This is a genomic window from Paenibacillus rhizosphaerae (assembly GCF_014192015.1).
GTDB lineage: Bacteria > Bacillota > Bacilli > Paenibacillales > Paenibacillaceae > Paenibacillus_AQ > Paenibacillus_AQ rhizosphaerae.
The window spans coordinates 1,751,930-1,775,168 of sequence record NZ_JACHXJ010000001.1; the positions used below are offsets into that span (position 1 = coordinate 1,751,930).

A 23,239-nucleotide genomic window follows, 5' to 3' on the forward strand; every position below is an offset into this window, starting at 1 on the left:
ATGGTGAAGGAGGGTGACAAATGCAATCCATTCCCGATGACGAAATGATCGTCTTAAAAGACATGGAAGCTCTGTATCTGGGTAATCTCGGCACAGTCGAATTCGATATCAGCCTGCCCAAGGAGGGGAAGTACGGATCGCAGATCTCCTGGCAGTCGGGAGACAGCCGGTTCATCAAGGATGACGGCAAAGTAGCACGTCCCAAATACGGTCTCGGCACGAGAACCGTTCCGCTTATTGCGACGTTCCGCTATGGCGAATGCGTAAAGGAACAAGTGTACAACGTGACCATTTTGGAAGAAGAAAACAACATCAAGGTCTCCCGGATTTATCCCGTATCCCTGAGGGCTGAACTCGGTAAGAAGGTATATTTGCCTTCCGTGGCGGTGGTTGAAACCGATGAACAGGAGGTCATTACCCATGCCGTGGATTGGGAAGGCGGGGAAGAACGCATATTTCAAGAAACCGGATCCGCAGCCGTTCGGGGTGTTCTCAGAGATACGGAAATTCCGGTCAGTGCGGAAATTTTAGTTCAAGCCAAAGTTGAGCAGGAAAAGATGGATCCGCTTCCCGCTGTAAAAAGTTTTTCTCCAATCGCAGTCCGGCTAGGCGCCGAAACAGCCTTTCAGGCCGCCCAAAACCGAAGCTTGGCATTTCTGAAATCCGTCAATGACGATCAGATGCTGTATAATTTCCGGGCTGCTTCCGGGTTGGATACGAAGGGGGCCCCGGAAATGCTCGGCTGGGATTCGCCGGATTGTTTGCTCAGAGGACATACGACGGGGCACTACCTGTCCGCCCTGGCACTTGGCTATGCGGCAACAGGGGATGAAGACATCAAGAAAAAGGCGGATTATATGATCGCCTCGTTAGAGGAATGCCAGCAGGCTTTTTTCACAAAACCCGGTTATCATGAGGGATTCCTGAGCGGTTACTCCGAGGAGCAATTTGACCGCTTGGAATCATTTACGAGATATCCGGAAATCTGGGCGCCTTATTATACGCTGCATAAAATCCTCGCCGGATTGCTTGACGTGCATCGCGTTCTCGGCAGTGACACCGCACTCAGGATCGCCGACCGCCTCGGCGACTGGGTATACCACCGATTAGGCAGGCTGCCCAACCACGTGTTGAAAACGATGTGGAGCATGTATATCGCCGGCGAGTTCGGCGGCATGAACGATTCGCTTGCGGAGCTGTACCAATTGACGCGAAAACCCAGCCATCTGGCGGCGGCAAAATGGTTTGACAATGACCGGCTGTTCGTTCCGATGCAGGAGCACATCGATGCTCTCGGCGGGCTTCACGCCAATCAGCATATTCCGCAGGTCATCGGTGCTCTGAACATCTTCCGGGCTACCGGCGAGAAAAAATATTATGAGATCGCCCGTTTCTTTTGGCAGGCTGTGACGAACGCACACATCTATTCGATCGGAGGAACGGGAGAAGGCGAAATGTTTCGGCAGGCGGGCAGGATTGCGGAATACCTCAGCGACAAAACCGCCGAAACCTGCGCCTCCTATAATATGTTAAAGCTGACGAAGGCATTGTTCGGTTATGATCCAACAACTCCATACATGGATTATTACGAACGGACGATGTTTAATCATATCCTGGCTTCGGGCGACAGCAAACCAACGGGAGGAAGCACGTACTTCATGCCGCTCGGTCCGGGAGGCAGAAAGTCATATGATTCATCCAGCAACACCTGCTGCCATGGCACCGGCTTGGAAAACCATTTTAAGTACCCGGAAGCGATCTATTTTTACGATGATCAGTCGCTGTTCGTCAATCTCTTTGTGTCCTCCAATTTGCATTGGGCGGAGAAGGGGATCACCATAGCACTTTCTGCGCAGAAGGATGAACCAGGGGAGGTTACACTGCGGTTACAGGGAAATGGACAGTTTATTCTGAAAATCCGCCGACCTTACTGGAGCCCGGAAGGCGGCAACGTGGAGATCAACGGCCGGCAGGTCGATTCTATGCCGGGGCCAGACGGTTATTGGTCCATGGACCGGGATTGGAAGGACGGCGATGTAATTCGTTTGAAGCTCGACTGCCGAATTCGCCTGGAATCGGCTCCTGACCGCAAAGATTGCGTATCGCTTGCTTACGGGCCGTATATTTTGGCTGCGTTGTCAGACTCGAAAGAGTACCTGCGGCTTCCGCTTCAGGAAGGAGATTTGGACAGCCAATTCGTAAAGGAAGGCGGACCGCAGGGTCTCCAATTCCGCTATAAAAAGAATGATTTGACGTTTCTTCCTCTTGCCGACGTAGAAGAGGAGAGCTATCACGTTTACTTCTTGACCGAAGGTACAACGATTGATCAGCGATAAACCAACGTGCGGGAAGTCCTATACGGGAATTATTCTCTGCCTAATCCAATCAGATTAAAGCCTTAACGCCGTCGGTAGTATACCGGCGGCGTTACATTTTCCATCCTATAGGTCAATGTCTGAATCTAAGCGACGAACCTGGCGTGAGGATAGCGTCCACATTGCTCCGAGGAGGAGCAGAATGCCACTTACGACAAAGATCACCCCAATCCAAGTCGCATCGCCTGAACCGATAAAGCATCTAAGCCAAGGGGGCAGCTTCGCCTCCGGGAAGAGAGTTTCAAGCCATTGATCAGCCAGCGGCCCGGTAATGAGGAATGATAGAGGTGCCGTGACAGCACATAACTGGCCATATGCGGCAAATACTCGTCCTTGAAGGGAAAGGGGCGTTTTTCGCTGCAAAATGGAGTAAAACAAAGCCCCTGTCATCGCCAGTGGCAGCATAAGCAGAAACACCGCGGCTCCCAGCATGATGACATGCCTGCTCGTTCCGAGCATAACAAACATCAAGGCAGTAAGGATTGAGCCGGCGAAGATGAACCTGATTTTATGCGGAAAATGTCCCCACCATACGGCAGCAGCCGCACCGGCCAAGGCACCGGCATTCATTGCTCCGAGCAGAAAGGTGAGGTTGCCGCTCCCCGTACGCTGCAAGAAAAAAGGGATGGCCAGCTCAAGCGGCCCGTTCAAAACAAAATTCCACCATCCAAAATACAAAAGCAGATGGAGCAGGGGTTTGTTTGTCCACAAGAACCTGAAACCCTGGACGGAATCGTTCCACATGCGTGGTTTTTCCAACTGTCTCTCTTCATGCTTCATCTCAGGCATAGGGAGTAAAGTGACAACGCCGGTTCCAACCAGGAAGGTAAGCAGATCTACGGTCAATATGATGCTAATACCGTATGGTTCGTAGAGTACACCTGTCAATGAAGGGGCGATCACCCCTGCAAGCGGAAAGAGCAGCTCTTTTAGGGCATTCATCCGATCCAATTCCTCATCCCTTACCATAAGCGGAATTATGGCGGAGGTCGCCGAACTCTGCAGCGCCACAAACAATCCTTGCACGGCGGCAATGCCGTAGACCGGCCACAGCGTGGAAGGTATGTTAATCAGACATATCACTAGCAGCAGCGTACAGACCGCCTGGCCCGTATCTCCGGCGATAATGGCCGTTTTGCGCTTCCAGCGGTCAGCGGCAATGCCGATCCAGCCGCCCAAGAACAAGAGAGGAAGCTCATTGAAAAGTGCCAGCAGCAGCAGGGGAGTCGATTGACCCGTTTCATGAAATAACTTTAATCCGATCGCGATGGAGGTCATGCGGCTTCCCAACATGGAAAAACCCTGCAAACCAAAAAAAACGTACGGTATCGCTTTAGAAGGGTACATAGTTATTCTCCTTTTATGGCAGCAAAAAAAACTCCCATGGAACTGCAGATCCACGGAAGCATGTAACTTCGATACTGAGGACGCGCTAAAGGGCGGCTGCCTTCGGCCGAAGTGCTGCTTTGTTGTTCTGATGTTCTGAAGTGGGAAGCAGGAAAAAGGCGCAGCGAATCAAAGCTCTGCTGATTGGCAGAACGTCAAAGATGGCGATTTCCTGCTTTCGTATGCAATTATGCCTGCACTTCAGAACGGCCAGTGAGGAGCATATCTTGTCGATTCCCCTTTTATTTCCGATTTTTAGTGTTTACATTCTAACACGCTGGATTTCTATAGACAATATGACTTATCAGTTCGACTCATTCATTGCCCGTCCGAAGAACTTTTATGACCGCAGCAAGCTCTTCGTTTTCGTATCCGGCTTGTATCGCCTTTTCGTATATTCCCTTGGCGAAATTGGGGAAATCCGGATTGATCCTTGCTTCGCGTGCCTGCTTCACCCATAACTCTGCCGTTGACATGCAGGTTTTGACCGAGCTTTGGGGCTGATCATAAGTCTCCGACTGAATCACTTCTCCTTCATGCTTGATCATTTGCCCGAAAACAGGGGAGATGTCGGCAATCATAGAACCAAACGCATCGATCCGGTGGCCTTCGGATTCAAGAATGCGGGCGCCGTGAAAGAAGCCGAACATCGAGCCGAACATCGTGGAAAGGGCGGCCAAATCCCATGCAGAGGCGGATCCAACCGATTCGCCCAGATATATCAGATTTCCGGCTAAAATTCTAAGAACCGGCTCACTCCGCTGGTATGTGCTTTCCGAACCTGACAGAAATAAAGGTGTATCAGGCAGTCCTATCTGATGGGGTGTTGCCATAATGGCACCATCCAGATAATCGGCACCCTGCTCATGAGCCCACGCCTCGCTGTTCCTTGCGTCTTGAGGAGTCCCTGTGCTGAGCTCCACCAATAACTTACCGTCCATTCTAGCGGCGACATCCTCTGATCCCAAAATTCTCCGCGAAATCTCATAGGATGCCACGCATACGATAACGATTGGGCTGGCATTCACAGCAAGTGCGGCTTTGGGTTCAAAAACCGCTCCTTCTTCAACCAGTGCCCTTGCCTTCTCGCGTGTCCGGTTCCAGACCGTCACCTTCTTGCCGCTACGCAGTAAGGTCAGGGCTAACGCTGAACCCATAGGACCCGCCCCAATAACCGTTATATCACTCATGTTTTTTGATTCCTCCCCGTGTATTCTGCCGTAGTTTCGCGTTTGGTAACGTCCCTCGGCAATATCATTGTAAGGCAGGATCGACATGGCGTATAATGATTGAAAATCATGCAAGCATCATTATTATTGATATTGAAATGAGGTTTCGTCGTAAATGGAGCTATCGGATCTGAAGGTGTTTCTGGCCATCGCAGAAGAACGGAACATTTCCCGGGCTGCCGAACGATTGGGCTATGTACAATCGAATGTGACGGCAAGAATTCGCAAGTTGGAAGAAGAGCTAGGTCTTCCCTTATTTTACAGACATCCTAAAGGTGTAACGTTGACCGATAAAGGAGTGACCTTCAGTGAATATGCGAAGAGCATTCTGAATTTGTCGGAAGAAGCGGTGCAAGTCGTTAAAGAAACGGAATTTCCTAGCGGACCGCTTACGATCGGCGTGGTGGACAGCGTAACTTGTCTGGATTTCATGGATACACTAGCCGAATTTCAACGTCGGTATCCCGATGTTTCGCTGTCCATTTGGTCCGGGACGTCACCGGATCTTCTGACGAAAGTGCTGGAACATCAATTGGATGGGGCGTTCGTTATCGGCGAATTTGCCTCTCCGCATCTGGTTTCTGAACATATCCAGCGCGAAGAATTAACGTTGGTAACCCCGCCAAATATGAACGGATTCCCGGATTTGTCACAGACGAGATGGGCCGTATCACCGGCAGGCTGTCCATTCAGGCGGGCATTGGAAGCCTGGCTGCGGAGCGAGGGGGTTTCTTTTGATAACATCATCGAATTCAGCTCGCTGGAGACGCTGATCGGGTGCGTACGCTCCGGACTTGCTTCCACGCTGCTGCCGGCTTCCGTCTTAGCAGCGGACTATTCAGCATTTGGGGCATTCCCGATTCCGGAACAGTACAGGTATACGCAGACCTGTCTTATCCGCCGAAAAGATCGTTATTCCAGCAAGGCGTTCGTTGCATTCTCCAAATTGATACTCGATTCCATGGCTGTGTAATGATGAAGTGGAAGAAATCAGACAGCGAGCTTAATAGGAGGTACACACGAAGAGCCGCCAGTCAGGCGGTTTTTTTTGCTGTTTGGATGCGTGTCTGGTTTGCATCAGGAAACCGCCGGCAGATGCTTTTCCAGCAGCATCACCAATTGCTTAACCATCTCTTCTGGCGGATACGGCATCGAATGTACGATCCACCACTCTACCAGACCTGTGATTGCTGCCGCCACGAATTGTACCGTGATCTCCCGATTCACTCCTTGCGGAAGGCCGTAAATTTGGACCTGTTCCTCGATACCCCTAATGATGAACGCCATCATTAGGCCTCTGAACGCGTGGGTTCCTCTTCTTGTCAACAACGTTTCGTAGATGTGCGCATGCCGTTCCAAATATTCAAACGTTTCAAGCAGCGGCCCATCGGAAGCAAACAAGGTTGTGTCTTTTCCAGGATTGCAGGTCTCGTACAATTGCTTCAAGTAGCTGTCGATACACTGATCCGCCGGTAGAACAACGAGTCTGCTAACCAACATCCGCAGCCCATCAATTGGCCGAATGGGAGAATGAGCAATCGGTGAGAAACGTGCTTCGGGGATCACGGATATAATGTATTTCATTACAACGCTTTTAAAGGAGGTTGTTCTTGAAATGGGTGAAATCATTCTAACCATGCAAGTCTCACTGGATGGCATTGTGTCGGACGAGCATCTATGGATGACCCTGAGCGAGGAAATTCTCAAAGATTATTTGGACTATTATCAGACAGTCGATACGATCATCGTCGGCAGAAACTCGTACGCCTCATTAGCCGAATACTGGCAGCAGGCAGAAAACTCATCCGATGCCTTGGAGCAGGCCATTGCCAAAAAGATGAATGACATCCCTAAGCTGGTGGTCACGCACTCCGATGTAGAATTAACCTGGAGAAACTCGGAATTATTGCTGGTGAAGGACGAGCACTCTCTTGCTGATGAACTCCAAGCCCGTAAAAAAGCCGTGCAGCGAATTTCGGTGGAGAGCGGCGTGAAGACGTGGCAAACCTTTATTGAACACGGGCTTTACGACAATTTGTGGCTGCTGGTTCATCCGGTCGTCGCATCCCATGGCGAGCATTTATTCGCGCTGGCCGGACAGCAGCAATCGCTGAAGTTGACTCAAACCAAAATCTATTCCAACGGTGTCGTTGGACTGATGTACAAAATCGGTACATAAAACGGGCTTCGGTTAAAATACAAGACAACGCCGGTTCTGCTTAGTGCAGGATGGGCGTAATTTTTACTGTCCGGCTTAGCGAATTAATCTTTAGTTCTTGTTGATTCCATCTTTATCTGATCTTGATATAGCTCCTTTATGCTGTCTTACGAACAGAGATAAAAGTACAGATCATAAGGAGGTTCTTCATCATGAAGAAAAAAATGGGGTTCATTCTGCTGTCCGGAGCGATGGCTTGTTCCATCTCGGCTTGTAATAACTCAGGAGGTGAGAATGGCAACTCCGTTTCAACGGATACACCGCAATCAGTGACTCAGGAAACGGACGAAGGAGCAAATTCTGCACCGTCGGCGTTTGCCTCCAGCATGTTCGCCGGGGATTCGTTTGTAGAAAAGATCGCTAAATGGGTGGACAAAAGTCAAACCATCGCCAATGCGGGAGCAACCGCTCAATTTGCCATTGAAGACGTGGATCAAATCGCCGCAAAGCAGCCGCATCATGTGTTCATCATGCTTGGATCCAATGACCGGCTTATGCCGGTTGACGATCCTATCGCCAATTCGATGAACCATTATGCCAAGCTGATCGAGGAAATCCGGAAGTCCGTACCGAAAGTGAACATCCACGTCCTATCGGTTACGCCGGTGACGGACAAAGTAATAAAAGAAGAACCGCGATACAAACAAATTCCAGACTATAACCGTTCGCTGAAACAGATGGCCGATAATGAAACAGTGGACTATATCGACTTGTCGTCCATTTTCCAGACGGGTTCGGATCTTCATGTCGAGGATGGCGTTCACTTCAAAGATGAGTTTTATCCTCTGTTTCTTAAAAAAGCGGAAAGCCATCTGAATATGACAAGTCATGAATAATCCGGGACAAGCTCGCTATATCCCCGGTCTAGATGGGATCAGGGCGCTGGCTGTATGCGCAGTCATTGCTTACCATCTGAATTTGGGATGGTTTCCCGGCGGATTTTTGGGTGTCGGCATGTTCTTTGTTTTATCGGGGTATTTGATTACGGATCTGCTCATCCGGCAGTGGGAAGGAACCGGGCGGATCGACTTGCGGGATTTTTGGATCCGGCGCGCCTGGAGGCTGCTTCCTCCCTGTGCTCCGTATTGCTCATCGTGATCGTCTGGCTCGCCGTGTTTCACACCTCGCGTTTGGCCGATTTGTGGGGCGATACTGCAGCGTCCTTGCTGTATGTAACCAATTGGTGGTTTATCGTTAACGATACGGCTTACTTTTCGCGATTCGGTACGGCTTCGCCGCTCATGCATTTCTGGTCTTTAGCCATTGAAGAGCAGTTTTATCTGGTCTGGCCGGGTTTGCTCATGCTGGGGCTCCGCTTCATTACCAACCGCAAGATTATGTTGGCGCTGGTCCTTATGGGCGCTTTGGCTTCAGCCTTGGCCATGTTCTTCCTCTACGTATCGGGGCTGCTGGATACGAGCCGGGTGTATTATGGAACCGACACGCGTGCGTTCTCGCTGTTGATGGGAGCCGGACTTGCTCTGTGCCGGCCCGCAGGTAATCCGGCCATCGAGGAGAGGGGGAGACCTGGCATTTCGACAATCGCAACGGATGTCATAGGATTTGCCGGACTGGCCGTTCTAATTTGGATGATCTGCGGGACCCGCCGTTCTGGTCATCGCAGCGATATCCTGGAAGTACCTTGAGAGACCTTTTCGCTATGGCTATAGCGAAAAGGAGGGAATTCAGACAAACGCTTTTCCATGAAATCCTAGAGTTTTTAGGTTGCAAAACAACGACCCTGCTATAACACATTCGGTTTTTTTAGGACCGGCCGCAGCAAGGCTACAGCTTCTTGACCGATTCGCGTATGACAAGCTGGGTGGACAGCAATACCTTTTTGTAACTGTTGGGCGTATCACTGCTGCTGCTCTCGAACAATAGCTTTGCCCCCTCGTAACCGAGTTCATCAAAATTCTGCTTGACGGTGCTCAGCGATACTTTGGCGTATTTGGCGCTTTCGATGTCATCGAAGCCCATAATGGATACTTGTTCGGGAATCTTGACGCCCCGTTGGGTTAGCTGCTCGATCACTTCTAGCGCCCGCCGGTCGTTCACGCAGAAAAGTGCGGTCAGCTCGCCTTGTTGAATTTGTCTGCATAGCTTGGAATAGTCCAGATGCCGCTCCAGGTACATCAGTTCGTCAACCGGGGCAAGGGAGGCATGAGTCATGGCATTCCGGTAGCCGGTAAACCGATCAACCTCGGTGCTCAAATGAAAATCATAAGCAGCAAACCCGATCTTTTGATGACCTTGGGCAATCAAATACTCCACGGCTTCGTAGGCGCCGTCATGGTTGTTGCAAGTAATACAATTGACGGGATAGCCGGCAGGAAAACGATCAAGCATGACAAAGGGAATCGATTGTCTGCGAATCTCGCTCAAATATCCTTTGGCCAATTCCGGATGGGCGGAATAAATTAGCAGTCCCCGGTTCTCGGATTGGATCAGCTTTTGAATGACTTCGCGTTCCTGATCCACGTCGTTTTCCACAAATTCAATGATGAGCTTGCAGTCCTGCTGGTTTACGAACGACTGAATCCCTTTAATGATCTGCATATACGAAGCGTCATACATTTCATTGCCGGAAATCATAAATGTTACATAGCTGGATGTTTTATGTACAGAAACGGCCGGATCGGCGACAAAGCTCCCTTTGCCTCGAATGCGGTAAATGACTCCTTCATTGACCAGCTCCGCCAGCGCCTTCCGCACCGTAATCGAGCTGACATCCAGCAGTTTGGAGAACTCGGATTCGCTCGGAATTCGGTCATGGGTGCCAAGCTCTTTATTTTCTATTTGCAACAGCACGTAATCCTTCACTAACTGGTACTTGGGCAATGTTGAGTCGTTCTTGCTCATGTAGGTTCACCTCTTATAGACATATCCCTAATTATATCGTACATCGGCGTAAAATATATGGTTCTGCGCTGCAAGGTTTGAAACAAGCGGCAAAAGCGCCGTATGGATGCGGATATATCCAGTAATCCTTGTGGGGACGGCACTTAATTCTTATAATATGGTTACTTAAGTTTACGGTTTTACTTTAAGGAAAGGGACCGTCCATGGACACAAACTATACGCCGAAGCAAATGGCCACGAGACTTCATGTCAGCACCACCACCTTGCGAAGATATGAAGAACTCGGTTTGGTGCCAGATGTACCTCGCACAGCCAGTAACCGGAGATATTACACACCACTTCATGTTCAAGCATTCATTGCTTTACGTGCCTTAATCAAAGGATTCGAAATCCCGGTCAGTTACGATGTCATGAGTTTGCTAAAAAAAGGGTACGTCGAACAGGCCCTTTGGAAAATCAATCTCCACCAATACAACATTCAGGTAGAGAAACAACGCGTGGAAGAGATCATGGGCCTGATCCAAAAAACCGACTTCTCCAAGTACAGGAATATCCACGTAACGGAAGAAATGAAGATCGGGGAAGTGGCCGCAATCGCTGGTGTAAACCCCTCGGCGATCCGGCATTGGGAAAAGGAGGGGCTCATCCGCTCCAAACGGAACCCGGAAAATGGATATCGGGTTTTTACGTCGGGAGAATTAAAAAAGATCATCGTGCTGAGCAGTCTAAGGAAAACCGTCTATTTTATTGAAAATATGAAGCAGCTCCTTGCCGCTTTAGAGACATCTGATCTCGCCGCGATTGAACGCTCTTTCAAGGTGGCTCTGCAAAAGCTGAATGAGCAGTTGAAAAACCAAATGAACGGCATATCCGAAATGATGAGCTACATTGAGCTCCAATCCTTCTCCGAAGAGAAATAGGCAAGAATTGAATAGGTATGTTCTAACGATGTCAAACCATCTTTCCCTATAATGAGTACATAAGGTCGGGCATGGGAAAAACGGCACGGCCAATACACAATAAAGGGAGAGAATCGGATATGAGTTTGAATGGAAAAGTTGCCATCGTTACCGGAGCATCGAGAGGGATCGGAAGACAAATTGCGTTACAATTGGCAGAAGCCGGCGCGAAGGTGGTCGTTAATTATATCTCGAATGAGGCTAAAGCGGACGAATTGGTGAAATCGATTGAACAGGCTGGTGGGGAAGCCGCTGCCATCCGCGCCAATGTTGGCAAGCTAAGCGAAGTTGAAGCGTTGTTTACGAAGACGCTGGAGCGGTTCGGACACGTGGATATCTTGGTTAACAATGCCGGCATTATGGAAGTTGCAACGATAGCGGACGTAACGGAAGAATTGTTCGACCGAAACTTTGACATCAATGTGAAAGGAACGTATTTCGCTTGCCAGCAAGCAAACCTGCATATGGCGCAAGGCGGGACAATCATCAATTTTTCAACTTCGGTTGCAGGAGCTATGCTCCCGGGTTACAGCATTTACGCGGCAACCAAGGGTGCCGTCGAACAGATAACCCGTCAATTGGCCAAAGAATTCGGCCCCAAAGGTATCACGATTAACACCATCGCCCCAGGACAAGTAGCCACTGAGCTGTTCTTGAACGGAAAATCAGAAGAACTGATCGATTCCTATCGCCGTATGAATGCCTTCGGTCGTCTCGGGGAAGTGGAGGACATCGCGAATGCGGTCGAGCTGCTGGTCAGCGACAAGTCCCGGTGGATCACGGGGCAGACGATCCGGGTTAACGGCGGTTTCAACTAAATAACGATGTGTCATCTGCGACCGCGGATGAACCTGGTCATTATAGCTTCCGGCAGCGGGAGCTTTTTTCCTTTGTTTGGTTATACTCATTTTTTAGCTTGTCACAGAGGGTTATAGCGCATAACATTTTGGTGTAGCGACTGATATGCTGCATCATGTCTATAACCTAAGCTCAAAGGAGAAAACACCGTTTGAATACGAATCAAAAGGCCATCTCGTGCCTTGAACAAAACAAATACGATGAAGCGCTATCGCTTTTCAAACAGGCCGTAGAAGAATCACGGGATGTTCAATCCTTGAGCAATCTTGCGTGGATCTTTGTGCATGAAGAGGAAGATTACGAGGCAGCCTTGGCATTGCTCCAAGAGGCCATTGCTTTGAAACCGGCATCTTATTTTCCATATAATTTGTTAGGTGAGGTTTATATCGTTATGGAAAAATGGCAGGAAGCATCGGACATACTGGTCCGATCCTTAGCGATTCAGCCTTCGGAGGAAGCATACAATAACCTAGCCGTCGCGAGGTATCATTTGGGTGATATTCAGACTGCTGCCGACTATTTTCAGCTTTGTGCACAGCCCTCCGATTATGCGATGTACAGCCATATGAAATGCTTGATCGAGCTTGGGAGAGCGGAGGAAGCCAAAAGAAAACTGGACGCCTTTTCCGAAGAAGATGAAGAATTTGTCGGCCAGGTCGAAGTGGCGGAATTGTATGTTGAATTGGACTCCTTTGAGCAGGCCGTTGAATGGTTTGAAAAAGGCTGGAAGTTATACTGGAAGACTCCGGACTGGGTCAGCCGCTTTGTGTACGCTTTACTGAAAATCAACAAGGTTGCACGCGCACATGAAGTCCTTAGTGAAGTCATTCAGCAAAAAACTGCGGACATCGGCGACGCGGACAAAGAGGTGTTTGACGACGATTGGACGGAGGATGAAATAGCTGAGTATTTCCAGAAACTAGCTGATGAACAGAAGACATATGAGGGGCTGCTCCAGCGTATTTCGGCAGGCTATAATCCTCCCATGAAATATGACACTTCCTTGCGGTCCAGCTGCTACTTGTTTGGATGCGAGCGGCATCATCATCCCGAGTATCATGAATAAATGACAACATGCTTGAATAAACGCCAATAGGGCATATTGTTGAAATAGAAACAAAATCTCAATATAATAGGATCATGCAACAACGGGCGGGAGGGCGGACCATGAACAAACAAGAACAGGTTATGTTGGATTTCAGGGACTTATTTAACAAGATGGCTTGGCTTAATAAATCGAAAATGGAAGAGAGCCTTAAGGGGCATAAACCTTCTGAAGTCCATTGCATCGAAGCCATTGGAAAAAACGCGGAACCCAACGTCACCAAACTTGCAGAGTCCCTTTATATGACGAGAGGTGCCCTGAGTAAGTTAACGAAGAAGCTCATGGAGAAAGGCCTGATCGAAAGCTATCAGAAGCCGGATAACAAGAAAGAAATCTATTTTAAGCTTACCAAGCAAGGAGAAGACATTTATAACATTCATGAGAAACTGCACCAAGAGTTTCAAGAGCGTGATCAAGCCGTATTTGAGCAGGTAACCGAGGAACAATTTGACAGTATGCTTCGCTTCATCGAAGCGTATCGCAGGCATTTAAATGCAGAAATTAAGAAACAGGGCATTGGTATTCATTAAGTTGGAGCAAATTCGAATAATAAATAGGAAACCACAAGCAGTCGGCTCTATGGAGCATGGCTGCTTTTTTGTTACGAATATTTTGTTGACATGGAAACAAATTAGCGTTATTGTTGACAAGGAAACAAACAACAACCTTCTGAGAGGTGATGAACATGGCAAAAGTTAAAGCCAAGGAATCAGGATTATCCAAAGAAATTCTCATCGCCGCCTGGGCGATTGCCCTTGGAGCCATTGCCCCCATGCTGGACTCAACGATGGTGAACATCGCCATCGACCAACTAACTAAGGATTTCAACACGACATTGGATACCGTTCAATGGTCCATTACAGGTTATATTTTAGCCCTTGCGATTGCAGTTCCTGTATGCGGATGGCTTATGAATACATGTAACGGAAAGAGAATCTTTATTGGAGCGGTGATCGCCTTTGGTGTCATTTCTGTTTTAGTCGGCGTAAGCTGGGATATTTCCAGCTTCATCTTTTTTCGTTTGCTTCAAGGATTCAGCGCTGGGGTCATTACCACACTCATGCCAACCCTATTGGTTCAAACCGCAGGTCGGGAAAATGTGGGGAGAGTGATGGCCATCGTCAGCACGCCTATGATTCTTGGACCAATCCTTGGGCCAGTCATCGGGGGCTTTATCGTTCAAGGCGCATCATGGCATTGGATATTCTTCATCAACGTGTTCATAGTTCTGATTGCTGCGCCCCTGATGATGAAAAAGATTCCCGACTTTGAACCGTTTGACAAAGACAGTAAACTCGATGTTTTTGGAATTATTGATTTGTCCTTCATGAGTGCGGCATTGATATACGGCATTACGAAAGCAGCGGACCATGCATCCTTTAACAATCGTGAAACCATCTTGTGGGTTGGCGTGGGTGTTGCGTTAGCCGTCATTTACTTCGTATATAATCGGATCCGAAAAAATCAAACCGTGCTCCCAGTGAATTTATTTGCGCACAAGAGCTTCACAGCATCGAGTATTGGTTTGTTCTTCGCGAATCTTGCCGTCATGGGTCCGATGATCATCCTGCCGTTGTTCTTCCAAAACATCCGGCATTTCACGGCCATTGAAGCAGCGCTTGCGTTAATTCCCCAAGGTATCGGGATGCTCGTTACCCGGCCGCTGATCGGAAAAATGATTGATCTGATCGGCGCGAAATACGTAGTTCTGGTCAGCCTTGTCATATCGCTTATAGGATCCGTTCCGCTGATCTTTATCACCGGTCAGACAGGTATGATCTGGGTTTCCATCGTATTGTTCATCCGGGGTACCAGTTTTGGAGGAATTATGCTTCCGCTTACGAGTGACGCTTATACAGGGCTCGACAGCAAACAACTTCCGCAAGCAGGTGTCGGGATCAATATGATTGAAAACCTGGGTTCAAGCTTTGGTTCAGCGGTTATCGCAACCGTCGTCGCATCAGCCCTGCGCGGAGTGCAGCCAACGATAGCCAACGGCTTGAAGGGTTATCATGCAGCATTCTTCGTATCCGCCATTGTCCTTGCGGTCATCTTCATCCCGGGCCTTTTCCTTACCCATAAAAAAAGCGCATCATAACGATCATCGCACAGCTTCCATAAGGGACGGATGCCGCCGGGCATTCGTTTTTTTGTGTGACAAGGGTTCCAGACGGCGGTTAGCGAATACAGGACAATCATCCGGCGCATAGGCATCTAAGGAAAGACAACGATAAGCCGTTGGAGAAAGGTGGTGATCAGAGCGATCTGAAATAGGAGGATTTCATCAAGAACATGGCATGGATAAAGGGAGGAGAGGCCTATCAAACGGTGGAACGACTATTTGCTGAAGACAAAAATGTTTATCGCATTCTCGGCGGTATCCCTGTTTATCGTGACGCTGACCTGCCTGATGTTCGACTACAAAAATGTAAGCGATATCAAAAGCCAGACGTTCGCGCTATCGGATACGATTACGAGGCAGTTCAGCAGGACGTTCGAGCTGTATGTACAGGACATTGAAAAATTATCCGTGTCGATCATCGGGGATTCCATCATCCAAAGCAGCCTGATCGATCATTACCACGCAGGCGATCCTGTAATACAGAACGAAATCGAACTCACGATCAACAATCGGCTGTTCACGCATTTACAGTCGCGATCCCAATTGCAGAGCATTTACTTATTTACTTTAGACCAAAATGCTTATTTTGTATCGAAAGCCAGCGGACCTAAAGTCAGTTTTCATCTGAAAGATGAAATCTGGTATCCCCGGACAGCCGAAATTATTAAAAACAAGTTCATTTTGCTTCCCGTCTGTGAGGAAAATACCGGGGGAGACCGCAGGGAGAAGGTCATCTCATTCGTGCGGAACATCAACCGCATTCCTTACCGGGATATTCTCGCGTATATGAAGATTAACATCAATGTGAACGTTATTAATGACATGCTCGTCATGTCCGATGCCAATGAATTTGAGCGGAGCATGAGGGTTCTCATCGTTACGGACCAGGGAGACATCGTTTACGATGACAAGGACGAACTGACCGGTAACACCCATTCAGGACTGGGCAAGTCCGCATTTCAGAAATCGCCTCACTCGGGGGAACTGACGTGGATGGGTCAGCGATACCTGTACACGATCGAGCATTCGGATTATACCAAATGGAATACGGTTATTCTTACGCCGAAAGATTTTTTATTGTCCAAGCAGAAGAAATCGCAATATATCCTCGTTCTAGCCGGGCTGCTCGCCACAGTTCTGATCGCCTTCGTTTCTTATATTTTATCCCACCAGATTACGATCCCGCTGCGTAACTTGATGAAGAAAATGACGCGGGTCGAACAAGGTGATTTCAGCCAGTACATGGCCGTTACAGGAAATCACGAAATCAGCAGGCTGAGCCGGATTTACAACAATATGCTGGACAGCATTTCCCGTTTAATCAGCGAAGTGTACGAATCCAAATTGGCGGAGAAAAATGCCCAGTTATCGGCGCTGCAGGCGCAGATCAATCCTCATTTTTTGTACAACACGCTGAACATCATGAAATCGATCAGCCGTGTCCGGGGAATCGAGGAGGTTGCTGAAATGTCGGAATCGCTCGCAGAGCTGTTTCAGTACAGTATGAAAAATTTGCAGCACCCGGTGCCCCTCCGGGAGGAGCTGAACCATATCGATAATTACATGAACATCCAGCATCATCGGTTCGGCAGCAGGTTCGAGCTTCACGTGTCCGTCCCTGAGCATCTGCTCCAAGCATCGGTTTTGAAATTAACGATTCAGCCGCTGATCGAAAACGCCATGATTCATGGACTGGGAAAAATGAAAGCCGGCGGCAGGATCGAACTTCAGGCTATGCAAAGCGGCGGTTCGTTCGTCATCGAGGTGTCCGATAACGGCCAAGGCATGGATAAGGAGCAGCTGGAAGAGCTGAGGAATGCACTCCAGCATACTGCACATTCGAGCCGCATTCAAGACCAGTCATATGGAATCGGACTCAGCAATATCCGTGAACGGATCCGGCTGTTCTATGGAGCCGAATACGGGATGGAGCTGGAGAGCAGCCAAGGCAGAGGGACGACCGTCCGGATCACGCTGCCGTTTACGGATCAAGACAACTGGAATCGGGAGGAGGCTTCGGATGAATATATTTCTGGTGGAGGATGAGCATTGGGCGCTTGCGGAGCTCGTCGAATTATTCCGGATCTATGAAGCGGAGCACCGCATTTTTGCGTTTGGCAGCGGAGATGAAGCGTTGGCCGCAGCCTATGTGAACACGCCCGACCTGGTATTAACCGACATCACGATGCCGGGTGTGGACGGGCTGGAATTGATCAAAGCGTTAATCGGCGTCCATCCTGACCTCAAAGCCATCGTGCTGAGCGTGCATGACCAGTTTACCTATGCCCAGCAGGGAATGAAATTGGGAGTCATCGACTATTTGCTGAAGCCTGTCCGCAAGGAGGTTTTATACGCGGCCATCGACCAGACGCTCCTTCATATTACAAACGATACGAAAAGAAAAACCGAACGTATGCATGCAGCTGTCGCACAGATGCTCTTATCTTCAGAGAGCCCGGAGAATGAGTATACGTCAACCGTTACCGGAAGTCTATATTTCGCAGCATTACTGCAAACAAAAGTCCATATCACGGAAGTAGGCGAAGAAGACATGTTGGACGGCAGCATAAAATCGTTATTTCTGACGCAGCTCCGGGAACAAGACATCCACTGCATCGACGTTGGCGCAAAGCGTAAGGTCCTCCTGGCAGCCCTAGATAATGAGCATCTCATTGCTTATTGCACATCCTGCCTTCAAACGCTTTATCAACAACTGACCCGCTCCGGAATTCAAGTGCATATGGGCTATGTGGTCAAGCAGAGGGGGGAGTCCCTGCACTCCAGCTATACGTCGTTGAACCAAATGATCGAGGAGCAGAGGAAGTTCGGAATGTCCACATTTGTGACTCCGGACACGCGCAGTGTAGAGGCGGAAATCGGTGAAATATGGGATCGGGCCAGGCTGCTCCAAAATTTTATCACGCAGGGGGAAATCCAAAAAGGAAAAGAGTCGATCCACAGCATGGTCTATGAACTGAAGCATCATCAACTGACTTTAAAGCAGCTCATGATGTTCGTAAGTGATCTTTTCTATTCGCTCAAATATAACCTACATGCTTCCTCGAAGCGGGGTACCCGAATCACCGCGCTCCATGAAGATATTCATGTCCTTCAAGAATTCACAACGTATGACGAATTGTCCGGCTGGCTCACCCGTAAAGTATTCGGGCTGTTCGGGGGGCAGACACCTCTAGATCAGAAACCCAAAGAACTCGTCCCCATTTTGTTAAATCTGATCCATTCGAATTATCAGCATGATCTTTCACTTCAGCAGTTTGCTGCGGAACATCACGTCAGCCTCGGTTATTTGTCACGCTTGTTTAAAACCCAGACGGGGCATACTTTTTCAGATTATTTGATCAGGCACCGGATCGAAGCAGCCAAAACCCTGCTGCGTGAGGGAGCTCGCATCACAGATGTCAGCAGACTTGTCGGCTATGAAGACCCGAAGCACTTCAGCCATGTATTCAAGCGAATCGTCGGCGCCCCCCCTAAAACATACGCTCAAAGGCAAAAAAGAAAATTCACCCCCTGAAAATGGGCAAAAACACAGGTGTTCACCCCTCCGTAAACCATCTAATCTTAACATACGAGGGAACCCGGGCCCTTGATGCTGCATCGTTTCTTCCATCGAAACGCATTCAACCTTTTAGCAATCCGCAGGATCAAATGAAGGAATCAGTTAGGGGAGGTTGTGAAACATGAGGATGACGAAGAGCAAACTGCTTGCATTCGTTACCAGTATCGTGTTGATGATGACGCTGCTCGCAGGCTGTGGGGGAGGGGGCAATGCCGCCGAAGGCGATACCGGAACCGCCGGTTCAACTTCAAAAAAGACGACGCTGACCTTGATGGTCGGCAACACCGGTACAACCCTGGAGGCGTTGAAGGCAGTAGCGGCGGAGGCTGAGAAAAAGCTGAATATCGCCATCGAATTCGATATTAAACCGGACGGCGGGGAAGGTGATAATCTGGTCAAGACGCGCCTGGCCACCGGCGATATGGATGATCTGCTCGTTTATAACACCGGATCGCTTTTCCTGGCGCTGAATCCGGAAGAGCACTTTATGGACGTCACGAACGAACCTTTTATGACGAATGTGCTTGATTCCTTCAAGACGGTCGTCACAGCCAGCGATAAAGTGTACGGCGCTCCTGTCGGCTCCACCAATGCAGGGGGCATTTTGTACAACAAAAAGGTTTATGCCGACCTTGGCCTGTCCGTACCGAAAACATGGGATGAGTTTATGGCCAACAACGAGAAAATCACGGCCGCCGGCAAAACCGCCGTACTTGCATCCTACAAGGATACTTGGACTTCGCAGTTGTTCGTGCTGGCCGACTTTTATAACGTTCAGGCGCAGGTTCCGAATTTCGCGGCGGATTACACGGCTAACAAGGTCAAGTATGCGACCACGCCTGCGGCGCTCCGCGGCTTCGAAAAGATTGAAGAAGTGTACAAGAAGGGCTATATGAATAAGGATTTTCTGGCAACGACCTATGACGTGGCGCTGAAAATGCTGGCTACCGGCGAAGGCGTGCATTACCCGATGCTGTCCAGCGGACTCGATACGATCATGGCCAATACGCCGGACCAGATCGACGACATCGGATTTTTCGCCCAGCCAAGCGACAGCGCGGACGTAAACGGGCTGACCATCTGGATGCCGAGCGGCCTGTATATCAACAAAGACACCAAAAACGCCGACGCGGCAAAGAAATGGGTGGAGTATTTTGTCTCTCCGGAAGGGCAGGCTGTGTTCGCTTCCAAGGTAAAAGCGGCGGGACCATACGTGATCAAAGGCGCCACACTGCCGGACGATTCTTACGGTGCCGTGAAAGATATGCAGCATTATTTCGACGAGGGGCACACTGCTCCGGCGCTTGAATTTGTCTCCCCGGTCAAAGGACCGAACCTCGAAAACATCACGGTTGCCGTCGGCAGCGGCATCAGCACCGGCAAGAAAGGGGCCGAAGACTACGACAAGGACGTGGAGAAACAGGCGCAGCAGCTGAATCTTCCTGGCTGGTAATCGCCGAGAAAGGAGAACTTCATGACCAAAACCAAGATGAGAACGTATTCGTATTTCTTTTTACTACCAGCCGGCATCATATACTTCGTCTTTTATTTGCTCCCAACCATCCTGTCGTTTTTCTTCAGCATGACGAGATGGACCTTAACGAAATGGACGTATATCGGCTTTGAGAACTATGCCACGTTCTTCTCCGAAACGTCGCTGAGCATCGGTTTCCGGAACACGCTTGTGTATGCCGTCGTGACCTGCGGGTTAAAAGTCGTGCTTGGTCTTCTGCTCGGTGCCTTCCTGACATCAAGGGTCCTGTTCAAAAACTACTTGCGTTCGGTCATTTTTTTTCCGACCTTGCTCAGTACGATCGCCGTGGGGATCGCTTTCTCCACGATGATGCACCCTTCGCACGGGATGTTCAACACCGTTCTGGCCTCTCTCGGCATCACCGGACCGGATTGGCTGGGCAATACCAAAATCGCATTATTGTCCGTTGCGATGGTCGATGTCTGGAAGGGTGTCGGCGTCGCGACGGTCATCTACATCGCGGGAATATCGGCGATTCCCCAGGAATATTACGAGGCCTTGAAGATCGACGGAGGGAACAACTATTCCGCTTTTTGGAACATCACGCTGCCGCTGAGCCGGCCGGCCATGAACTCCGTCATTATCCTCGCCTTCATCGGCGGCCTGCGCTCCTTCGATTTGATTTGGGCGATGACGAAGGGAGGACCCGGTTTCACGACTGACCTGATCGCCTCCATCATATATAAGCAGTACCAGGCTGGTTTTTATGGGCTCGCAACGGCCGGTAACGTGATCTTGTTCATCGCTGTCTCGGTGCTGGCGTTTCCGCTCTATAAGTTCCTGACGAAAAGCGAGGTGAACTTATGAGCAAAGGTCTAAGCAGCGATCACATGATCAAGGGCATTCGTGGAAGCAGGAGCGAGCATGTTGAAGGCAGGCTAACCAAACGCGTGAAGAGAATCACGATAGGTGTCGTGGCTCTGGTACTGAGCACCTTGATCTTTTGGATTCCCTTTTACTTTGTCATCATCAATTCGATTAAAAATCAGGCGGAATCCGCGGATATGAGCATGGCTTGGCCGACCAGCTTTCATTTTCTGGACAATTATAAAGCCGTCCTGACCGCCTCGGATTATATGCTGATCCGCGCATTCATCAACAGCACGCTGCTCACCGTCCTGTCCATCAGCATCCTCGTTGTTGTGGCGGCGATGGCAGGTTTCGTGCTGCAGCGCAGGGAAGGCGGGAGGACGTCCTCCTTCATTAATTTTCTTGTGCTCGCCGGATTGATGATTCCGCCGGCCATCGTGCCGACGATCTGGGTGCTCGATTCCATCGGCTTGTTCAAGACGCTGGCGGGGATCACGCTGATCGAAGTCGCGCTTCATTTTCCGTTTGCGGCGATTTTGTACAAAGCATTCGTTGCGACGCTTCCCCGCGAAGTCGATGAGAGCGCCTTGATCGACGGATGCGGAGGCGGCCGGTTATTTATGAGCATCATTTTTCCGCTATTGAAGCCGGTCACCTCGACCGTGATCGTTTTGACGTCCATCAATGTGTTTAACGACTTTGTCAATCCGCTTTACTTTTTCCCCGGCGCGGACAACGCCACGATCCAGCTGACGCTGTACAATTTCATGAGCCGGTTCACGACGTCGTGGAACTTGCTGTTTGCGGATATCGTGCTGATCTCGATCCCGCCGCTCATTCTCTTTATTTTCTTTAACAAAAAAATCGTGGCGGGGATGACGGCAGGGGCGGTCAAAGGATAGAAGGATGACCCCGGCTGAATGTGCTTAACAAATCGTCCGGATCGGTACGGTTTCTGTCCCGATCGACCATGAATCCGGAAATCACGGGGATTATGATGTTATTAGAAAACGGTTACAGATCTTCTGCTTGTGGGGCAACGAATCAATGACGGATGAAAGGGATGAGGAAATGGCGGTCAAAATCGGAATCGTCGGCATGAATGGAATCGGGAATAACCACGCCAATTGTTATAAGGAAGACGAATTGGCGGACGTCGTAGCGGTGTGCGACGTCGTTCGGGAACGTGCGGATGCCGCTGCGGAAAGACACGGTGTAAAAGCCTATTACAGCGTGAAGGACATGATCGAGAATGAACCGGATTTGCAGGTTGTCGACATTACGACCGGAGGGATCGATAACGGAAGCTGGCATTTCGAGCCGGCGATGGAAGCGATCGGTTACGGCAAGCATGTGCTCGTCGAAAAGCCGCTGTGCAATGATGTCCGCGAAGGCCGCGAACTGGTGGCCTTCGCAGAGAAGCAGAAAGTGTATCTCGGCTGCAACCTGAATCACTATTTCACGGCTCCAGCCGAGAAGGCGAAGGCATACATGGACGGCGGAGAAATCGGCGAGCTAGTCTACTGCCTCGCCAAGATGGGCTTCAATGGCGGCGAAGCGAATTATGCGCCTGCCGGCTCCGCGAAAATCAGCGGACATCCGTATTTTCACATGCGGGCGTTTTTAACGCATCCCTTCAGCGTGATGCGGCATTTCTGCGGGGACATCACCCACATCCAAACGTTCTCGGACCGGCCGGGGTTCCGCCGCAGTGCCGGTGACGTGATGGTGTCCATCAACAGCATTCATGTCAAGTTTGCCAATGGCGGCGTAGGGTATCTGCTTAGCCAGCGGGGCGATGCGGTGTATGGACTCGGCGGCTGGTGGAGCTTGGAGGTGGCTGGATCCAAGGGAACGTTCTGCATCGAAAATTGCGTCGAGAAGGTTTCGTTCTGGAAAGCGGAGAAAGGCATCGCCGCGATCAGCGTTCAACCGGAACCGGTCGTCACCGATTTCGGAACAAACGATTTTAACCGGACGTTCAACAACCGGCTCCACGCCTTCCTGGAGGATGTAGAGAACAAGGTGTCACAGGACCAGCTGCGCGCCAGCGGTCGCGATGCACTGGCCGTATTGGAATACGTTCATGCGGTTCAGGAGTCTTACGAACTCGGCGGTGAAGTCGTTCGGCCGCATCCGTTGCCTCCGCTGCATGGGGATCCGCTGTACTTGAAGTAAGGAGTGTAGACATTATCCATTAT

At 49.8% G+C, this 23,239-nt stretch carries 21 protein-coding genes; 17 read left to right on the plus strand and 4 right to left on the minus strand.

The window, feature by feature from the left end; all coding sequences use genetic code 11:
* Positions 1–20 precede the first annotated feature (20 nt).
* Positions 21–2,336, plus strand: a complete 2,316-nt coding sequence (locus FHS19_RS07575) for a beta-L-arabinofuranosidase domain-containing protein (protein WP_183580862.1) — start codon at positions 21–23, stop codon at positions 2,334–2,336.
* A 105-nt stretch (positions 2,337–2,441) separates the two neighbouring features.
* Here the strand turns inward: FHS19_RS07575 and FHS19_RS07580 are convergent, their stop codons facing one another.
* Both FHS19_RS07580 and FHS19_RS07585 read right to left on the minus strand, forming a co-directional pair.
* Entirely contained in the window at positions 2,442–3,776 is a 1,335-nt protein-coding gene (locus FHS19_RS07580; RefSeq protein ID WP_183580865.1) for an MFS transporter, read from the minus strand.
* 299 nt (positions 3,777–4,075) lie between these two features.
* Entirely contained in the window at positions 4,076–5,038 is a 963-nt protein-coding gene (locus tag FHS19_RS07585) for an NAD(P)-dependent oxidoreductase (protein ID WP_183581496.1), read from the minus strand.
* A 67-nt stretch (positions 5,039–5,105) separates the two neighbouring features.
* On the opposite strand from FHS19_RS07585, the gene FHS19_RS07590 reads away from it, so the two are divergent.
* On the plus strand, positions 5,106–5,963 hold the full coding sequence (locus FHS19_RS07590) for a LysR family transcriptional regulator (protein ID WP_183580867.1): 858 nt from the start codon (positions 5,106–5,108) through the stop codon (positions 5,961–5,963).
* A gap of 104 nt (positions 5,964–6,067) precedes the next feature.
* On the opposite strand, the gene FHS19_RS07595 is transcribed toward FHS19_RS07590, so the two are convergent.
* Positions 6,068–6,490 carry a TetR-like C-terminal domain-containing protein gene (locus tag FHS19_RS07595; protein ID WP_183580870.1) on the minus strand — a complete coding sequence of 141 codons (423 nt, stop codon included), beginning with the start codon at positions 6,488–6,490 and terminating at the stop codon, positions 6,068–6,070.
* 115 nt (positions 6,491–6,605) lie between these two features.
* On the opposite strand from FHS19_RS07595, the gene FHS19_RS07600 reads away from it, so the two are divergent.
* The 4 genes from FHS19_RS07600 (at position 6,606) to FHS19_RS07615 (ending at position 8,854) form a co-directional block, all read left to right on the plus strand.
* Complete coding sequence (locus FHS19_RS07600; protein ID WP_183580873.1) at positions 6,606–7,169, plus strand: dihydrofolate reductase family protein; 564 nt, start codon at positions 6,606–6,608, stop codon at positions 7,167–7,169.
* 191 nt (positions 7,170–7,360) lie between these two features.
* Complete coding sequence (locus tag FHS19_RS07605) at positions 7,361–8,044, plus strand: GDSL-type esterase/lipase family protein (protein ID WP_183580875.1); 684 nt, start codon at positions 7,361–7,363, stop codon at positions 8,042–8,044.
* Entirely contained in the window at positions 8,037–8,306 is a 270-nt protein-coding gene (locus tag FHS19_RS35620) for an acyltransferase family protein (RefSeq protein WP_183580878.1), read from the plus strand. Before FHS19_RS07605 ends, FHS19_RS35620 begins: the two co-directional genes overlap by 8 nt.
* Complete coding sequence (locus FHS19_RS07615) at positions 8,213–8,854, plus strand: acyltransferase family protein (RefSeq protein ID WP_183581509.1); 642 nt, start codon at positions 8,213–8,215, stop codon at positions 8,852–8,854. The genes FHS19_RS35620 and FHS19_RS07615 overlap by 94 nt, the downstream gene beginning before the upstream one ends.
* A gap of 139 nt (positions 8,855–8,993) precedes the next feature.
* On the opposite strand, the gene FHS19_RS07620 is transcribed toward FHS19_RS07615, so the two are convergent.
* Entirely contained in the window at positions 8,994–10,070 is a 1,077-nt protein-coding gene (locus FHS19_RS07620) for a GntR family transcriptional regulator (protein WP_183580881.1), read from the minus strand.
* 203 nt (positions 10,071–10,273) lie between these two features.
* Here FHS19_RS07620 and FHS19_RS07625 point away from each other — a divergent pair, with 203 nt between their 5' ends.
* From FHS19_RS07625 to FHS19_RS07675, 11 genes are all read left to right on the plus strand, one after another.
* A complete protein-coding gene (locus tag FHS19_RS07625) occupies positions 10,274–10,990 on the plus strand; it encodes a MerR family DNA-binding transcriptional regulator (protein ID WP_183580884.1) in 717 nt (238 codons plus the stop codon).
* 119 nt (positions 10,991–11,109) lie between these two features.
* Complete coding sequence (locus FHS19_RS07630) at positions 11,110–11,847, plus strand: SDR family oxidoreductase (protein WP_183580887.1); 738 nt, start codon at positions 11,110–11,112, stop codon at positions 11,845–11,847.
* A gap of 191 nt (positions 11,848–12,038) precedes the next feature.
* A complete protein-coding gene (locus tag FHS19_RS07635) occupies positions 12,039–12,953 on the plus strand; it encodes a tetratricopeptide repeat protein (RefSeq protein WP_183580890.1) in 915 nt (304 codons plus the stop codon).
* A gap of 101 nt (positions 12,954–13,054) precedes the next feature.
* Positions 13,055–13,522 (plus strand): MarR family transcriptional regulator, encoded by a 468-nt coding sequence (locus FHS19_RS07640; protein ID WP_183580893.1) that lies wholly within the window; start codon positions 13,055–13,057, stop codon positions 13,520–13,522.
* 155 nt (positions 13,523–13,677) lie between these two features.
* Positions 13,678–15,090, plus strand: coding sequence for an MDR family MFS transporter (locus tag FHS19_RS07645; protein ID WP_183580896.1), 1,413 nt, complete (start codon positions 13,678–13,680; stop codon positions 15,088–15,090).
* Positions 15,091–15,333: 243 nt separating this feature from the next.
* Positions 15,334–17,160: a sensor histidine kinase gene (locus FHS19_RS07650; protein ID WP_183580899.1), complete on the plus strand. Its 1,827-nt coding sequence runs from the start codon at positions 15,334–15,336 to the stop codon at positions 17,158–17,160.
* Complete coding sequence (locus FHS19_RS07655) at positions 17,135–18,649, plus strand: response regulator (RefSeq protein ID WP_183580902.1); 1,515 nt, start codon at positions 17,135–17,137, stop codon at positions 18,647–18,649. Before FHS19_RS07650 ends, FHS19_RS07655 begins: the two co-directional genes overlap by 26 nt.
* 166 nt (positions 18,650–18,815) lie before the next feature.
* Positions 18,816–20,147 carry an ABC transporter substrate-binding protein gene (locus FHS19_RS07660; RefSeq protein WP_183580905.1) on the plus strand — a complete coding sequence of 444 codons (1,332 nt, stop codon included), beginning with the start codon at positions 18,816–18,818 and terminating at the stop codon, positions 20,145–20,147.
* A gap of 21 nt (positions 20,148–20,168) precedes the next feature.
* Entirely contained in the window at positions 20,169–21,035 is an 867-nt protein-coding gene (locus FHS19_RS07665; protein ID WP_145133505.1) for a carbohydrate ABC transporter permease, read from the plus strand.
* Positions 21,032–21,940 carry a carbohydrate ABC transporter permease gene (locus FHS19_RS07670; RefSeq protein ID WP_246426450.1) on the plus strand — a complete coding sequence of 303 codons (909 nt, stop codon included), beginning with the start codon at positions 21,032–21,034 and terminating at the stop codon, positions 21,938–21,940. The genes FHS19_RS07665 and FHS19_RS07670 overlap by 4 nt, the downstream gene beginning before the upstream one ends.
* 145 nt (positions 21,941–22,085) lie before the next feature.
* Positions 22,086–23,216, plus strand: coding sequence for a Gfo/Idh/MocA family protein (locus FHS19_RS07675; RefSeq protein WP_183580908.1), 1,131 nt, complete (start codon positions 22,086–22,088; stop codon positions 23,214–23,216).
* The last annotated feature ends 23 nt before the right edge of the window (positions 23,217–23,239 follow it).

What these genes read in the sequence shown, in the direction of transcription:
- FHS19_RS07575 (WP_183580862.1), top strand. Translation starts at nt 21, where the DNA reads ATGCAATCCATTCCCGATGACGAAATGATCGTCTTAAAAGACATGGAA.
- FHS19_RS07585 (WP_183581496.1), bottom strand. Translation starts at nt 5,038, where the DNA reads ATGTCGATCCTGCCTTACAATGATATTGCCGAGGGACGTTACCAAACG.
- FHS19_RS07590 (WP_183580867.1), top strand. Translation starts at nt 5,106, where the DNA reads ATGGAGCTATCGGATCTGAAGGTGTTTCTGGCCATCGCAGAAGAACGG.
- FHS19_RS07595 (WP_183580870.1), bottom strand. Translation starts at nt 6,490, where the DNA reads ATGTTGGTTAGCAGACTCGTTGTTCTACCGGCGGATCAGTGTATCGAC.
- FHS19_RS07600 (WP_183580873.1), top strand. Translation starts at nt 6,606, where the DNA reads ATGGGTGAAATCATTCTAACCATGCAAGTCTCACTGGATGGCATTGTG.
- FHS19_RS07605 (WP_183580875.1), top strand. Translation starts at nt 7,361, where the DNA reads ATGAAGAAAAAAATGGGGTTCATTCTGCTGTCCGGAGCGATGGCTTGT.
- FHS19_RS35620 (WP_183580878.1), top strand. Translation starts at nt 8,037, where the DNA reads ATGAATAATCCGGGACAAGCTCGCTATATCCCCGGTCTAGATGGGATC.
- FHS19_RS07620 (WP_183580881.1), bottom strand. Translation starts at nt 10,070, where the DNA reads ATGAGCAAGAACGACTCAACATTGCCCAAGTACCAGTTAGTGAAGGAT.
- FHS19_RS07625 (WP_183580884.1), top strand. Translation starts at nt 10,274, where the DNA reads ATGGACACAAACTATACGCCGAAGCAAATGGCCACGAGACTTCATGTC.
- FHS19_RS07630 (WP_183580887.1), top strand. Translation starts at nt 11,110, where the DNA reads ATGAGTTTGAATGGAAAAGTTGCCATCGTTACCGGAGCATCGAGAGGG.
- FHS19_RS07640 (WP_183580893.1), top strand. Translation starts at nt 13,055, where the DNA reads ATGAACAAACAAGAACAGGTTATGTTGGATTTCAGGGACTTATTTAAC.
- FHS19_RS07645 (WP_183580896.1), top strand. Translation starts at nt 13,678, where the DNA reads ATGGCAAAAGTTAAAGCCAAGGAATCAGGATTATCCAAAGAAATTCTC.
- FHS19_RS07655 (WP_183580902.1), top strand. Translation starts at nt 17,135, where the DNA reads ATGAATATATTTCTGGTGGAGGATGAGCATTGGGCGCTTGCGGAGCTC.
- FHS19_RS07660 (WP_183580905.1), top strand. Translation starts at nt 18,816, where the DNA reads ATGAGGATGACGAAGAGCAAACTGCTTGCATTCGTTACCAGTATCGTG.
- FHS19_RS07665 (WP_145133505.1), top strand. Translation starts at nt 20,169, where the DNA reads ATGACCAAAACCAAGATGAGAACGTATTCGTATTTCTTTTTACTACCA.
- FHS19_RS07670 (WP_246426450.1), top strand. Translation starts at nt 21,032, where the DNA reads ATGAGCAAAGGTCTAAGCAGCGATCACATGATCAAGGGCATTCGTGGA.
- FHS19_RS07675 (WP_183580908.1), top strand. Translation starts at nt 22,086, where the DNA reads ATGACGGATGAAAGGGATGAGGAAATGGCGGTCAAAATCGGAATCGTC.